Source organism: Shimia sp. MMG029 (genome assembly GCF_027947445.1).
GTDB lineage: Bacteria > Pseudomonadota > Alphaproteobacteria > Rhodobacterales > Rhodobacteraceae > Shimia.
In genome coordinates this window covers 1-14,700 of sequence record NZ_JAQJIM010000006.1, presented here as the reverse complement: position 1 = coordinate 14,700, position 14,700 = coordinate 1, and the positions used below count along the sequence as shown (strand labels likewise).

Below are 14,700 nucleotides of genomic sequence, written 5' to 3'. Positions count from 1 at the left end.
GCCCGACTCGCCGCTCAGGCGCAGTATCTCCCCAACGCGAGGGGCCGCATCGGCCCGGCGCGGGACGCTGAGGTCTCCGGGACCCGCGCGGGTTGGCTGTGAGGCATCGCATCACAATCCGCGCAGAAACGGGCTGGATCCTCTGTCACACTGGTTGCAACGCGGCGTATAAGGCCCACTCACGTCTCCTTAGGGGACGTCATAACGGGGCACTGGCACGCGGAGCACGGGCAGGGCGGCAGGGGCGCACCTAAGCGGAGGCCAGTGGCAGCGCGTGTCCCTTTGGGCGTCTGTGGTCATTGGAAGGGGGGAGTGGTGATCCGTTGAAGCATCTGGCCTTTGCGCCGTGCTTTGGCTATTTGATCCGCATCCCGCATCCCGCATCCCGCATCCCGCAGCACCAGCTCTGTGTCGTGGCGCGCGCCCTGGCGTGCCGCCGCAGTGGTCCCTTACGAGGGCCACGGCCAGGTTGGCGCGCACCGAATGGCGGTGCCGGGCTTTGGGGCGCTCATCAGGTCAAACGCCTGCCTGGGCAAACAGTCGGCACCTGCATTCAAGGAAGGCGTCAGAGACGTGAGGCCGGGGCTGCTGCATGTGCCCGTCTGCCTCCTGTGTCTGGCGCCTTTTTCTTGGGCATCTGTGTGCGCTTTGGCATGATGTCGATGCACCCTAGGCGCGTATCTGTGGCGCGCAGCACACGGTGAGCGCACTCGTGGCGTATTGGCAGCACACCGACACAACACCGCCGCGATACCTCTGCAATACCGACGCGTTACCGACACGATGCAGGCACGCGTTACCAACACGATACAGACAGCGGATTTGCGCGTGTTTCGGACCATCTTCATCTGGCAAAATCTGTGCGAGCCACCTAATGTGAGGCCCAAGCACCCATGTGACGTGGGCCAATTGAACACAAGACTTTGACGACTGGAAGGACGCCGATGAGCACCGATCGCGAGACGCTAACGCGGGAACTACTGGAGATGGTGGCCGAAGAAGGGATGATCGATCCCTCTGAAATCACACCAGAAAGACCGCTTGAAGAGCTCGATATCCAGTCTGCGGATTTTGTGATGATCCTCATGGCGATTGAAGAGAAATATGGCGCTTATGTCTCTGTCGACAACGAGCTGACCGATGTGGTGACCGTGCAGGATCTGCTGGATCTGGCGATTTCCAAAATCGAAGCGCACCAAGCTGAGGAGGCGTGAGCCACCCCATGGTGCGAAATGCTTCTACCCGCGTCGTCGTCACCGGCCTCGGCGCCGTTTCCGCCTGTGGTCTCGGTGCTGAGGCTCTGATTGAGGCCACGCAGGTCGGAATTTCCGGTGTAAAACCAGTGACTTTTGACGCGCTCGACATTCAGCGCGTGAAAACCGCGGGCAAGATTGCCGAGGTGGATCTGGGCGAAATTCTGGGCGACAAACCCCACCGCATGCGCGAACCCGTCGCCGAATACGCCCTCACTGCGGCCCGCGAAGCGGTGGCCCACGCCGGGCTGACAGAGGCGGATTTTGGCGATGCCTGCGGTGTGTCCATCGGCTCAGGCTTTGGCGGCGCGCAGACGCTGAACAAAAACTACCTCAAGTTCGGCGCCGAAGGCTCCATGCGGCTTGATCCCATGGCGGTGCCCAAGATCATGAACAACGCCGCCGCCAGCTGGGTCTCCATGGAGTTTGGCGCAACCGGCCCCGCGCTCTGTCTCGCCACTGCCTGTTCCTCGGCCAGCCAGTCGATTGGCATGGGTATGCAGATGATTGCCTCGGGGCAAGTAGAACGCTGTCTTGTCGGCGGCTCCGAGGCCTGTCTTGAGGCCGGTGTCTTTAGGGTCTGGGAATTGCTGCGGGTCATGACCGCTGATCTCAACCGCCCCTTCAGCAAAGACCGCAACGGCATGATCCTGGGAGAAGGCGCGGGCGTTTTAGTGCTGGAAAGCCTTGAGGCCGCACAGGCCCGTGGCGCAAATATCCTCTGTGAAATCAGCGGCTTTGGCACCAATTCTGATGCCGGTGACCTGCTGCGCCCGGATCCGGAGCGCGCTGCATCCTGCATGCGCATGGCACTGCGCCAAGCGGGACTAGAGCCGGATCAGATCGGCTATGTGAATGCCCATGGCACCGGCACGGTGGCCAATGATGTGAACGAGGTCAAAGCGCTGCGCGATGTCTTTGGCGAAGATCTGGCTGGTGTGGAGATTTCCTCCACCAAACCCGTGCACGGCCATGCGCTTGGCGCGGCAGGCGCGCTGGAGCTGATCGTGGCCATCGGCGCGCTTTTGCGCCAATCCGCGCCGCCGACTTTAAACTTCACAGAAGTCGACCCAAAAATCGGGCTGGAACCCGTGCCAAATACGGCGAAACAGGTGCCGCTTAAGGCCGTGATGTCTAATTCTCTGGCCTTTGGCGGCATCAATGCCACTTTGATTGCACAGGCGTTTGAGGCAGATGTCTAAGGACGGAGCAGTGACGAAGCTGGTGCTGCAGCAAGGCGTGGCGCCCGCGCAGGAAGCCGCGCTGGCCACACTTCTGGTAGAGCTGACCTTGGCCCCCGCGCCGCAGCTCGCCCCGATCACCAGCAAGGTTTTGCTGCTTGGAGATGCGGCACTGGCGGATGTGCGGCGTGCCCTGCGCGCCCCACTTGGCACCCACGCGGTGCAGGAATCGCAGAGTTTTCTCAATTGCCAAGACGCAGCCATTCATGCCGGTCATGAGATCGCCCTGCATCAGACGCGCACGGAAGCCGCCGCAAGTTTCCGCTTTGGTTTGAGCGATGCAGGGGCGCAGATGGAAACCCGTGTGAAGTTTCTGTCCGCCACCCAGATTCGCGAGATGAGCCCACCGCGGTTTGCCTCCCGCATGGCGCCGCCGACTGCCGTGATCACAGAGGTGGCGCCGCTGACCCCTGATGTTGTTGCGCGCTATCTGGTGCTCGCTCATGACGACAACCCGATTCACACAGATGACGTGATCGCAAAGGTCGCGGGCTTTGACGGGGCGATTGTGCCGGGCATGTTGTTGTGCGCCCTGTCTGAGGGGCTCTGCCGTGCGACAGGGGGCAGCTTGCAGATCTCTGATGTGCGGGCGCGGTTTTTGTCTGCAGCGCGGGTTGGGGCTTCGGTGCGCTGTATCGTGTCGCCCTTTGCCGGAGGGGCAACCCAGAAATCACGCGTTTTTGTGGTAGGCGAGGCGGACCAGATTCATGCAATCATTGACGTCTTTGGGGCGAAGACCTGATCAACAAACGCGCAGCCGCAGCTCTACGCTGTGAGGCAGGCAAAATAGGCCCATGTCATGACCAGATAGGTCAACTGATGCAGCGCCTGATCAAATCCCATGGCATACCAATACATCGGCTGCTCAGGGGTCAGGGCGCGGTCCACAGAGAATCGCGCTTTGCCCCAGTCGATGTGAAAGTGGACAATGAATTCCGCGAGCACCATCCAGAAAATCACCATTGGACCTGTGCCAAAGAGCGCCAGCACAACAACAGAGAAAACGGCGTGAATCCCGGCATGCTGGGCCCGGCCCATATGCCAATAACGCTCGCGTCCCATGATCATTTTGGCGTTCTGCAAAAAGAAGTCCGCCACCAGATGTTTGATCTGAAATGCAGCGACCAGCAAAAGTATGGTCGTGATTTGGTCCATAGACCTAAGCCCCATGATGTATTCGACTTTCCGAGACTAGCCGCAGAAGTCCGCCACCGCAAACCTATGTTTTATGACGATAGCACTTGCCGATTAAGAAACCGTTTGAACACAGGGGGGATGCATTGATAGCATCTGTTGGAATTGCGGGCGTTTGCCCGTCGCCCAAGACCGGGAGTTGAGGTCATAGAACGCTCGCTGTTTTCCTTTATTTGGAAGTTTTCAAAACGCGATCAGATGGTGCTTTTGGCACTGACCGCCTGTCTGTTTCCGTTGCAGTTTCTGACGCTGGAACTGCCCAAGCGGATCATCAACGACGCCATCGACGCAGATCAAGATTTCATTGATGTGCTCGATTATGAGATGACACAGGAAAACTTCCTGATCATGCTCAGCTGCTTCTTTTTGCTCTCGGTCCTGTTTCACGGTTTGATGAAAATGCGCATCAACACCATGAAGGGGGTGTTGTCTGAACGCATGCTGCGCCGCTATCGCTTTACGCTGATTTCGCGGATCACGCGTTTTCCGCAGCCCTACCTGCGCCGCACGTCACAGGGCGAACTGGTCTCCATGATCACCGCAGAATCAGAGCCCCTCGGTGGTATGATGGGCGATGCGATCAGCCTGCCGGTCATGCAGGCCGGCCAGATGATCACCATCCTGAGCTTCCTGTTTTTGCAAAACGTCTGGTTTGGCTTTGCGGCGATTGCGCTTATTCCTGTGCAGGCGTGGCTCATTCCCAAACTGCAGCGCCAGATCAATCTGCTCAACAAAGACCGCATTCAACAGGTCCGTAAACTGGCCGCTGAGATCGGCGAAACCGCCGCGGGCGCGCCAGAGTTGCGCGTGAATGGTGGCTGGCGATTCCGCATGGCGCAGACCACACGCCGTCTGGGCACACTCTTCTTGATCCGTCTGGATATCTACAAGAAGAAGTTCTTCATGAAGTTCCTCAACAACTTCATCACACAGCTGACCCCGTTTTTCTTTTACCTCATTGGTGGCCTTCTGGTGATCCGTGGGCAGGTCTCGCTGGGCGCGCTGGTGGCAGCGCTTGCGGCCTACAAAGATCTGTCTTCCCCATGGAAAGAGCTGCTGAACTACTACAATCGCGTCGCTGATCTGTCGTTGCGCTGGCACCTGATTGGGGATCGCTTTGATCCAAGTGGCATGGTGGATGAAACGTTGATTGAGAGCGAGCCGGACACCATTCCGCGTCTGTCTGGTGAGATCCATCTGGATAAAGTTTACGTGCGCGATCACGATGGGGACACGGTGCTGGAAAACATCTCCACCACGATCCCACAGGGCAAAGTCGTTGGGATTCGTTCGATCGATTCTGAGGAACGGCGCGCCTTGGCAGAACTGTTCACCCGTGAAATCCTGCCAATGAGCGGCAGCCTCTCGGTTGGTGGGGAGAAGCTCAACGATCTGCACCAGCGGGTGATTGCCAGCCGCATCGGCTATGCCGACCCGTCGCCCTATGTGTTTGAGGGCACCTTTGGCGACAATGTGATGATGCCGCTCAAACGCGCGCCGCACGCCGATCTGCCTGACCCGCATGGCCCAGCGGAGGACAAACAGCGCGCCTACGAAAGCCGCCGCACCGGCAACAGCACGGATCGGCTTTTTGCCGATTGGGTCGACCCTGATCTGGCGGGGTTTGCGGACACCGACGCGGCGCATCACTTCTGGGTGCAATTGATGGATGCCACCGGCGCGGGCAACGCCCTGTTCCGGCGTGGTCTGGATCAGGTGTTTGTCGAAGCGGATCACCCGGAGCTTGCACAAATGCTGGTCCGGCTGCGGCTCAAAATTTATGAAGCCTTGGAAAATGCGGGCCTGTCCAAAGCCTACTATCGCTTTGACCCGGATGAATATAACCCCGCGCTGCCCGTCGCCGCGAACCTGTTCTTTGCCACCCCTCTGCGTGAATTAGAGGAACCCGAACCAGAAGAGGTCAACGCCTTCCTTGATCTGCTGCATGAGCTTGGCATCGAAGACGGCATTCTGCGCATGTCGCGCGAAGTGATTGAGATGCTCAATCAGACCTTTGGCGTCGATGGCACCGACCATCCCTTGTTCCAGCAGCTGGGTCTCAGCGCGGATGCCTTCACGCGCAATGTGGAGCTTGTGGGCAAAAGCCGCGAGGTCGGGCTGGCCAATATGGCGCGTGAAGAGCTTGGGCAAATGCTCAACCTGCCATTCTCTGTATCCGCCGAACGCATTGGGCCGGGCTTTGGCAATGATCTGAAACAGACCATTCTGGAGCTGCGCCACAATGAGGCAGAGAAGCTCTCTGAATGGATGAGCACCTTCCTCGCGCCCCTTCAGGAAGGGCGTTACGCGCCTGGCCTGACGGTTTTGGAAAACGCGATCTATGGCAAACTGTCGGCCTCGGCGGGCGGGCGTGGTGAACAATTGCGCGATGTTGTCTCCCAGATCCTCAGTGACGCGGGCCTGAAGGATGAAATCGCCGAGCTGCTCTTTGCGGTGCCCACGGGCATCGGCGGCGCCAATCTGCCCGGTGCCTTTGCCGAACCGCTCGCCATCAGCCGCGCCGCGATCAAGAAACCGGATCTTCTGATCCTCAATCGCTGCCTTGCCGCCTACGAGGAAGGGCAGGCAGCGGAGATGATTCAAAATCTGCGCGCCCTTCTGCCCAACACCACCATGGTGTTTCTGGAAGAGGAGTTTGAGGATCAGGACAGCTTTGACATGGTTCTGGAGCTGGAGCACGGCCGCCTGAAAGATGGCGAAGCGGTGGATATTGAAGACACGGAAAATGCCGCCAGCGCCGACCTGCGGCGCAAGATGCGCGCGCTGACCTCTGCCGATATGTTTGCCGGTCTGTCCCGTCGCCAGATGCGCCTGCTGGCCTTTGGTGCGCAATGGCATCAGGAAAAGGCAGGGGACTACGTTTTCCATCAGGGGGATGATCCGGCGGATGGGGCCTATCTGATCCTCGAAGGCACGGCCGGGCTTGGCTACCACACACCCGATGGGGAGGCACATGAGGTGGCCGAAGCCGGGGCAGGCACCTTGGTCGGCGAGCTCGCTCTGCTGCGCAAGGAAAAGCGGGCGCTGGATATGTATGCCAAAACCGATATGGAAATGCTCCGCCTTGGGGAGACAGAGTTCATGGCCGTGGTGGAAAACGATGCCTCTACCGCGTTCCGCATTCTGCAGACCGTGTCGGGCTATGTTGGGGCGCTCAGCCGCCGGCAGGAGCAGAGCGACGCCAAGGAAGACAGCTGATCCTTCGCTCCTACCGGCTTAGTGAAAGTCCCGGCTCGGAAACAGGCGCTTGGCCTGATCGCGCGGGTGCATGGCACGCGCCGGATAGCGGGATTGTTTGGGCACATCATCGGTGCGCGCGCCTTCCGCACTGAGGGCCTCCGGCAGCGGATGCCCCAGCTCAGACAGCCGGTAGGACATATCCTCTATGTCTTGGGCAATCAGATGCACCACAATGCCCTCACGTTGCAGATAGCCGCGCACCCGCAGCAGCCGCCCGCCCATGACCACGCGGCGGAATTGTTCATAGACCTTGGGCCAGACCACCACATTGCTCACCCCTGTTTCATCCTCCAGCGTCAGGAAAATCACGCCAGAGGCGGTGCCGGGGCGCTGGCGGGTGATCACCAATCCGCACACGCTGTGCTGGCCAAGAGGCACCGTCGCCAGCTCCGCATGGGGGGTGAGGCCCGGCAGGGCGGGGCGCAACAGCTCCATGGGATGGGCGCGCAGCGTCAAACGGGTGGAAACATAATCCTCCACCACCTCTTCGCCCAGATGCATATTGGGCAGCTGGGTTTTGGGCTCAGCGATGCTTTCCCCATCAATGGGATCATTGAACAGGGGCAAGGGTTTCTGGCTGCGGATCGCCTTCACCTGCCAGAGCGCATCCCGCCGGGTGAGGTTCATGTCACAAAACGCATCTGCCTCCGCCAGCCGGATCAGCACATCCGGCCGCAGCCCCGCACGCAGCCACAGCGCTTCGGGGTCGCGATAGCCATTGCCGCGCGCCGCCACGATCCAGCCCGCATCTTCTTCGCGAAACCCTTTGATCTGGCGAAAGCCCAGCCGCAGGGTCAGCGTGCCATCGCTGCGCCGCTCCAATGTGTTGTCCCACTCAGAATGGTTCACACAGATCGGCCGCACCTCAATGCCGTGTTCGCGCACATCGCGCACAATTTGTGCCGGGGCATAAAACCCCATCGGCTGCGAATTGAGTAGCGCACAGGCAAACACCGCAGGGTGGTGGCATTTTAACCAGGCAGAGACATAGGCAAGCATGGCAAAGGCCGCCGCATGGCTTTCGGGAAAGCCATAATCCGCAAACCCCTCAATCTGGGAAAAACAGCGCTCTGCAATCTCCGGGCTGTAGCCATTGTTCAGCATGCCCTGCACAAATTTGTCCCGAAAGGCGCCAATCGTGCCCATCCGGCGAAAGGTGGCAAGGGAGCGGCGCAGATGGTCGGCCTCTTCCGCCGAGAAACCCGCGCCAACCACGGCAATCTGCATGGCCTGCTCCTGAAACAGAGGCACCCCCAGGGTGCGCGCGGTGACTTTTTCCAGCGCGGGGCCCAGCGGTTCGGCTTGCTCCAGCCCATTGCGGCGGCGAATATAGGGCTGCACCATATCGCCCTGAATCGGGCCGGGGCGCACAATCGCCACCTCAATCACCAGATCGTAGAATTCGCGCGGGCGCATGCGGGGCAGAAAATTCATCTGCGCGCGGCTTTCCACCTGAAACACCCCCACTGCATCCGCCCGGCACAGCATGTCATAGGTCGGCGTGTCCCCTTGTGGGATGCTGGCGATGCTGTGGTCGATCTGCTCATGGCTTTGCAACAGGGCAAAGGATTTGCGAATGCAGGTCAGCATGCCAAGGCTCAGCACATCGACTTTCAAAATGCCAAGCGCGTCGATGTCATCCTTGTCCCATTCAATCACGGTGCGGTCGTCCATCGCGGCGTTTTCGATCGGCGCCAACTCATCCAGCCGCCCGCGCGTGATGACAAAGCCGCCCACATGTTGGGACAGATGGCGCGGAAAGCCGATGACCTCTGCAATCAACTGAATGGTCTGCATCAGACGGCGGTCCTCCGGGTCGAGCCCCAGCTCGCGCATCCGTTCCAGATCCACACCGCCGTCGCTCATTCCCCAGATCTGGCTCGACAGACCCGCCGTCACATCTTGGGACAACCCCATGACCTTCCCCACCTCCCGGATCGCCGCGCGGGAGCGGAAATGAATCACCGTGGCGCAGAGCCCGGCACGGTGGCGGCCGTATTTCTCATAGATCCACTGAATGACCTCTTCGCGCCGCTCATGCTCAAAATCCACATCAATATCCGGCGGCTCGCCCCGGTATTTGGAGACAAAGCGCTCAAACACCATGCTGATCATATCCGGGCTCACATCGGTGATGCCCAACAGATAACACAGGATCGAATTGGCCGCTGAACCACGCCCCTGACACAGAATGCCTTGAGAGCGGGCAAAATGCACAATGTCATGCACGGTCAGGAAATAGGCCGGAAAGTTCAGATCTTTCACCACCGCAAGTTCTTTGTGCATCAGCGTCACGGCCTTCTCCGTTGGGCCATTGGGATAGCGCCGCTTCAGCCCCTCCTGCGCCAGTCGCTCCAGCCGGTCCTGCGGGCTTTCGCCATCCACCTCCTCATAGGGGTAGTCATAAGACAGCTCGCCCAGATCAAAATCACACCGATCCGCAATCTCCAGCGTGCGGCGCAGCGCGCCGGGATGGTCGCGAAACAGCCGCGCCATATCCGCCCCGGTTTTCAGGCGGCGTTCGCCATTGGGCAGCGCGCGGGTGCCGATCTGGTCAATGGTAATATGATGGCGCATACAGGTCAGCACATCGGCCAACTGTCGGCGGCTGGCGCGATGCATCAGCACATCGCCCACCGCCACCATCGGGGCAGAGGCCGCCAGCGCCACCCGCGCGCAGGCCGCCAGATAAGCCTGATCGCTGCCATCATATTTTGGCGCGGCTCCCAGAAAGACATGCCCCGGAAACTGCGGTTGCAGCCTGCGAATGTCCGCCAATGCGGCACGCAGGCTCTTTTGGGGCAGGGCGATCAGGATCATGCCCCGGCACGCGGTTTCCAGATCCTGCGTATAAAGCGTGCATTGCCCTTTCTCCGCCCGCCGTTTGCCAAGGGTCAGCAGCCGGGTCAGCCTCTCATAGGCGGCGCGGTCCCGCGGCAGCGCCAGCCACTCCACGGTGCTGTCCACCAGCACCAGACGCGCGCCGACAATCAGCTTGGGCAGGGTTGTGATGTCCGGTTTTTCAATCGGTGTGCTGGGGCCAACGGTCTGGCGCGAGGAGGCATCCACCTGTTGCTGGGACCGGATCTGCAGCGCTTCATCCTTGTCGCGCTGCATCTGTTTCAGCGCACTCCACGCCCGCACCACCCCGGCCAGCGAGTTGCGATCTGTCAGCGCAATCGCGGGCAGGCCAAGCTCTGCGGCCCGCGCCATCAGCTCCTCGGGATGAGAGGCCCCGGTGAGAAAGGTGAAATTGCTGGTCACGCACAGCTCGGCATAGCTGGTGGTGCCAGCTTCCATGCCTTTGGGGCGCGGGGGGCGTGTGTTTTGGCTCATGCAAATTCCCCCTGCACAAACCAGCCGGGGTTTTGCGGCGTGTAAAACAGCCACAGCCGCCGTCCTTCTTTGGTCTCCACCCGCCAGTAATCGCGCAACCCGCTGCGCCAGGCGTCATCCTGCAGCCACCATTCCGGCGCGATGCGTTCCGGGCCAACGGCACGCCCCGTGCGCAAAACCATGCGCCGCCAGCGAAATCGCTTGGGCGGGCGCGCCCCGCTGGCGGCAATGGCTTCGGGCGGAAACAGCGTCAGCGGGCGCGGCTGATGCGTGCTCCAGGCGCTGCTGGGCGCGGCGTAGGCGGCCGGGGCAATCAGAAAGCTGCGCTCGGGGATATGGCTGTCTGCGGGCAGGAAGCGCTGGATATTGTCGAGCCCAATCCGGGTGCCAATCCGGGTGATCAGATCATCCAGCTGGTCTTTGCCGCGATCGGCCACATGGCTGATCTGCTGTACCGGCAGCGCCGCGACCTGCGTCGCCTCCAGCCGCAGCTGATCAATGCCAAAGCCCGCCTCCACCGCGGCCAGACCGCGCTCAAACAGCGGCAGAATGCGGGCCGCATCGCGCATCGGGCGCGCCAGACGCAGCTCCACCTGCTGATGGCCCTGATCCACCCGCCGCAGGGTGACGCAGAGCACCCGCGCGCCCATATCCTGCGCCTTGAGTTTGGCACACAGCTGGGTCAGCAGCCGCTCCGTGCCCGCCATCACGTCTGTCAACAGGCCAATCGGTTCGGGCAGGGTCATCCGCACGCCATAGTGAGGGGGCTCCGCCAGCGGGGTGATTTCTTCAGGCTGCGTGCCAAGCGCCTGATCCAGCCGCCGCAGCACCTCTAGCCCAAAGCGGCGTGTCAGCGGCGCGCGCGGGGCCTGCGCCAGCGCGCCAATCTCGCGCAGCCCCAACCGCTGCAAGGACACCGATGTGTCCTCCGGCAGGCGCAGGGCCGCCACGGGCAGAGATTTCAGCGCTTCAAGCATCGCGCCGGGCGGGGCGCTGCCCTCCCGATAATGGGCCAAAGCCCAGGCCGCGCCACGGGTGTCGGCCACGCCAATACACGCGCCAAGCCCCACCCGCGCCAGCCGCGCGCGCATATCCGCCACCATCGTGGCCTCGCCGCCAAACAGATGCGCCGCCCCGGTGATGTCCATCACCAGACCGGCCTCACCTTCCAGCCCCACCCAGGGGCAATAGCGCGTCGCCCAACGGCGCAGCATATGCAAAAACCGTGCATCCCCCGCCGGATCCGCCGGTCCGCTTTGCAGATCGGGGCAAAAGGCCCGCGCATCCGCATAGGACATGCCCTTATCCAGATTCTGCCGCGCGGCCTCCGCGTTCAGGCAGTAAATCCGGTTGGTGTTTTGTTGTTGAAGCGTCAGTGCAAACGGCCCGGTCACCGGGCGCTGGCGCAGCACCCGGTCTGTCGCCAGCCGGGGAAACCACACAGATACGACGCGACGCTGCATCCCATCGAACATGCCAACTTCCTAATGTTCCTGATTTGTTCTTTTTAAGATCCCACTGCTGCAGAGTCGAGTCCTGTATCGCCGCTTTTGTCCCCGCGTCGGGTTCAAAAACCGGCAGGCACTGCCAACGCGTTTCCGCCGCATTGCTGCCCATGGCCTCCGCCCCGATCAGCGCCAGCCCCGTGGCATTGCCCTCCCGCGCGGCCAGTTGCAAACGCCGCCCTTCGGTCAGCCCTACGGGTTTGCTCAGCTCAATCACCACCACAGCCGCCGCTCCAGAGCGCAGGGCATCTTCGGCCACCGCCAGCGCCTCAAGCTGATCTTTGGTCTGGCACAGGATCAGCGTGGCAGGGTCCAGAAATGCGGCCATACCCACAGGGTTGATCTGCTCCAGCCGCCAGCCCTCGCGCACCCAGATCACATGACCCCGGCACAGCTGCACCAGCGCGCAGGCAAACACCGGCGCACCCGCACCGTAGGCCTCATGCATGCGACCTTTGGTCAAAGACAGGAAGGGCAGCGAAGAATCTGTCATGCCCCCAGTATAGAGCAAAGAGAACAAAAATAGAACATTTGAGGCGCGCAATGTCAAAAGTCAGGTGCGCATGAGGGGAGCCGCCTTTGGCCGCACACTGCCATATGCTGGGTGCCGGGGCTTGCCTCACCAACGCCTGCGGGCGGCGCGTCGCATGCGCCACCTCCAAAGCGGGAGAACATAAGTGGGTTCTGTGCCGAAAGCCGTTTGCGTTTATTTGAAGCGCGCGGATCGCTTTTCGCGTTCAACCGAATGGACGAGGCTGCGAGCAGGCGATTCAAATCAACCGCAAACGGCCATAAGGTTTCACGTCATGCGTTGAAAAATCAGCAACAGCGTCGGTGGATGCCTTCACAGCTTCAGGCTTGTGGTAAAAGTCCACGTGGCTGAATTCATCAAAGGCCAGCTCTGTGTGCGTGTTTGTCAGCTTTTGGACGAATGCGGTAGAGCAGATCGCCGATATGCATGTTGGTGTAGTTTGGAACCGCAACCGGCCCTTTGGCACCATCGCGCCCGTAGTAGTCATAGGTTTCCCCGGCCATCGGGTTGATGCCCAGATCAATAAACTCTTGTCGCGACATCTCGTCGTTCAGGCCAAAGGGCGCAACATAGTCCGGCTTTCCAGTCTCATACTGCTTCTGCATCGAAGCGTTTGCCGCAGCGATCATCTGATTGGCCATGTCGCGGTCTGTCCACTGGAAGGCGTCCGAAGCCATCATGCCCGAAACCATGGCGATTTTCTTGATGCGGTGGTCGGTCACTGCGGCAGAGGCGATGGTTTGCCCCCCCCCTGACAGACGCCCAGACCATAAATCTCTTCCACAAAGGGCAATGTGCCCAGATAGGACACCGCGTCCCAGGTGTTTTCGATCAGGCGGAAATTGTAGCGCGATTGCATGAACTCACCGGGCAGCGCAGGGCTTATCGCCCATACCCAGATAGTCAAAGCCCAAGTAAATGAACCCACATGCGGCCATTTCCGGGCCATATGTGGCTGGGATCTGTTCTTTGACCTGTGGGAATGGGCTGGCGCCCACGATGGCCTTATACGTCTTGCTCGCGTCGAAGTCTTCGGGAAGGTAGAGATCAGCGGCCAGATCCAGACCAAAGGATTTGAAGGTTACATTGTTTTTGCCAGCGGTGAGGGTCATGTCAGATATCCTTTTTGTGTGGGGAGTGAGGTTTGCTTGGCGTGTGCCTGCCAGCCTGTAAGGGCCAGCAGGGATGCGATAGATGCGGTTTGAAGTGCGCGGCGACGGGAAAGATGGATCATGTGATGCTTCGCGTTTGCGGGGAGGGCGGGATTGTGGTTTGGCAAAGTAAATTGTTTTGTTTACTTAGTGCTTGGATGAGCTGTTTGTAAAAAATCTTGTTTACCTTGTGGTGGGGAATTCATGAAACGTACTGAAAAGAAAAGATATCATCGACGCTGCGATTGAAGAGTTTCGCGCGCAGGGGTTTCTGGGGGCAAAGACAACCTCGATCGCCAAGCGCGCAAACGTATCGAGTCGCACGCTCTACAATCATTTCGAGAGCAAAGAGGCCCTGTTTGAGGCGATTTCTGAGATCATGATTGAACGGAACGGGCGTATGGACCCGGTGCCCTACGATCCGGATCGTGACTTTGTAGAGCAATTGCAGGACGCGCTGAGGCAATATGTTGCTGTGATCACTGAGGAGACGGCGCTGGGCCTGAACCGGATGGTGATGTCTGAACTCATTCGGGATCTCGACCGGTCCAAGAAGTTCTTTGCGGAAACAGAAACCCATGCCTATCCGATCACCAGACTGATCAGCGAAGCGATGGAGGCGGGGGTGATCCGCACCGCTGATGCGGGCTATGCGACCAATCAGCTGCTTGTGCTTGTGAAGGGCTTTTTCTTTTGGCCGGAGTTCTTTCTTGGCGAGACACCCACGCCGGCAAGCACATTGGACGACTGTGTTGCGATGTTTATGGCCCATTATAGTTCAGACAGCTGACGCAACTCTGGCGCGCGCTCTGTTGCCCCCCTTTTTGTCACAAGGGGTGGCCGCTGCCGCCACATCAACCGGAGCCGACGCTGCAGGCTGACATATGTCTGCGCCTCCAGCGAGACGCGCGCCTTTCCCTGATCGGCCAAAGTAAGGTGGTGACCTTTCCCCGCTGAGCCAGGTCTACGGCAAGTGTCTCCCCGACATCCCAGGGTAATGTGCTTGCCGGTGCGTTAGGACGGGGAAGGGGGCTGTGCTTGATGCTCCTCTGTACCCCTGTGTGCGGCGTTGTACTTTTACTTCATATATCCTGACGTCACCGCACGCCGTCTACACGTTTGCTCCGCGACTCTTGCGTGGCGCTCTTATGCACCGAGCAGGGGAGGGCCGTCCTCTCCCCTGTTGCGTTCTGCGGCTTTGCCCGTTCGCTGGCTCTGCCGGGTATT

The 14,700-nt window shown here is 60.3% G+C and carries 12 protein-coding genes and 1 pseudogene; 6 read left to right on the top strand and 7 right to left on the bottom strand.

Annotated elements, in window-relative coordinates:
• The first annotated feature begins 944 nt into the window (after positions 1–944).
• The 3 genes from PJL69_RS14315 to PJL69_RS14305 are packed head-to-tail and all read left to right on the top strand — an operon-like array spanning position 945 to position 3,236.
• The gene (locus PJL69_RS14315) at positions 945–1,214 is read left to right on the top strand and encodes an acyl carrier protein (protein ID WP_209100012.1); all 270 of its coding nucleotides are present in this window, start codon (positions 945–947) and stop codon (positions 1,212–1,214) included.
• A gap of 8 nt (positions 1,215–1,222) precedes the next feature.
• Positions 1,223–2,455 (top strand): beta-ketoacyl-[acyl-carrier-protein] synthase family protein, encoded by a 1,233-nt coding sequence (locus tag PJL69_RS14310; RefSeq protein WP_271310263.1) that lies wholly within the window; start codon positions 1,223–1,225, stop codon positions 2,453–2,455.
• 10 nt (positions 2,456–2,465) lie between these two features.
• Entirely contained in the window at positions 2,466–3,236 is a 771-nt protein-coding gene (locus tag PJL69_RS14305) for a MaoC/PaaZ C-terminal domain-containing protein (protein WP_271310262.1), read from the top strand.
• A gap of 23 nt (positions 3,237–3,259) precedes the next feature.
• Here the strand turns inward: PJL69_RS14305 and PJL69_RS14300 are convergent, their stop codons facing one another.
• Positions 3,260–3,649 carry a DUF3307 domain-containing protein gene (locus PJL69_RS14300; RefSeq protein WP_209100018.1) on the bottom strand — a complete coding sequence of 130 codons (390 nt, stop codon included), beginning with the start codon at positions 3,647–3,649 and terminating at the stop codon, positions 3,260–3,262.
• Positions 3,650–3,886: 237 nt separating this feature from the next.
• Between PJL69_RS14300 and PJL69_RS14295 the strand changes: the two genes are divergently transcribed.
• Positions 3,887–6,907 (top strand): cyclic nucleotide-binding domain-containing protein, encoded by a 3,021-nt coding sequence (locus PJL69_RS14295; protein WP_271310261.1) that lies wholly within the window; start codon positions 3,887–3,889, stop codon positions 6,905–6,907.
• An 18-nt stretch (positions 6,908–6,925) separates the two neighbouring features.
• Here the strand turns inward: PJL69_RS14295 and PJL69_RS14290 are convergent, their stop codons facing one another.
• From PJL69_RS14290 to PJL69_RS14265, 6 genes are all read right to left on the bottom strand, one after another.
• Entirely contained in the window at positions 6,926–10,285 is a 3,360-nt protein-coding gene (locus tag PJL69_RS14290; protein WP_271310260.1) for an error-prone DNA polymerase, read from the bottom strand.
• Positions 10,282–11,697 (bottom strand): Y-family DNA polymerase, encoded by a 1,416-nt coding sequence (locus PJL69_RS14285; protein ID WP_441347500.1) that lies wholly within the window; start codon positions 11,695–11,697, stop codon positions 10,282–10,284. Before PJL69_RS14285 ends, PJL69_RS14290 begins: the two co-directional genes overlap by 4 nt.
• Positions 11,588–12,283, bottom strand: coding sequence for an ImuA family protein (locus tag PJL69_RS14280; RefSeq protein WP_333781883.1), 696 nt, complete (start codon positions 12,281–12,283; stop codon positions 11,588–11,590). The genes PJL69_RS14285 and PJL69_RS14280 overlap by 110 nt, the downstream gene beginning before the upstream one ends.
• A gap of 395 nt (positions 12,284–12,678) precedes the next feature.
• Positions 12,679–13,014, bottom strand: coding sequence for a hypothetical protein (locus PJL69_RS14275; protein ID WP_271310258.1), 336 nt, complete (start codon positions 13,012–13,014; stop codon positions 12,679–12,681).
• A gap of 26 nt (positions 13,015–13,040) precedes the next feature.
• Positions 13,041–13,181, bottom strand: a complete 141-nt coding sequence (locus tag PJL69_RS14270) for a hypothetical protein (RefSeq protein WP_271310257.1) — start codon at positions 13,179–13,181, stop codon at positions 13,041–13,043.
• Between the two features lie 4 nt (positions 13,182–13,185).
• Entirely contained in the window at positions 13,186–13,434 is a 249-nt protein-coding gene (locus tag PJL69_RS14265) for a hypothetical protein (RefSeq protein WP_271310256.1), read from the bottom strand.
• A gap of 253 nt (positions 13,435–13,687) precedes the next feature.
• Between PJL69_RS14265 and PJL69_RS20400 the strand changes: the two are divergent.
• Both PJL69_RS20400 and PJL69_RS14260 read left to right on the top strand, forming a co-directional pair.
• A pseudogene (locus tag PJL69_RS20400) lies at positions 13,688–13,831 on the top strand (TetR/AcrR family transcriptional regulator); the annotation flags it as partial.
• A 21-nt stretch (positions 13,832–13,852) separates the two neighbouring features.
• Positions 13,853–14,263: a TetR/AcrR family transcriptional regulator C-terminal domain-containing protein gene (locus PJL69_RS14260; RefSeq protein WP_271310255.1), complete on the top strand. Its 411-nt coding sequence runs from the start codon at positions 13,853–13,855 to the stop codon at positions 14,261–14,263.
• Positions 14,264–14,700: the final 437 nt, after the last annotated feature.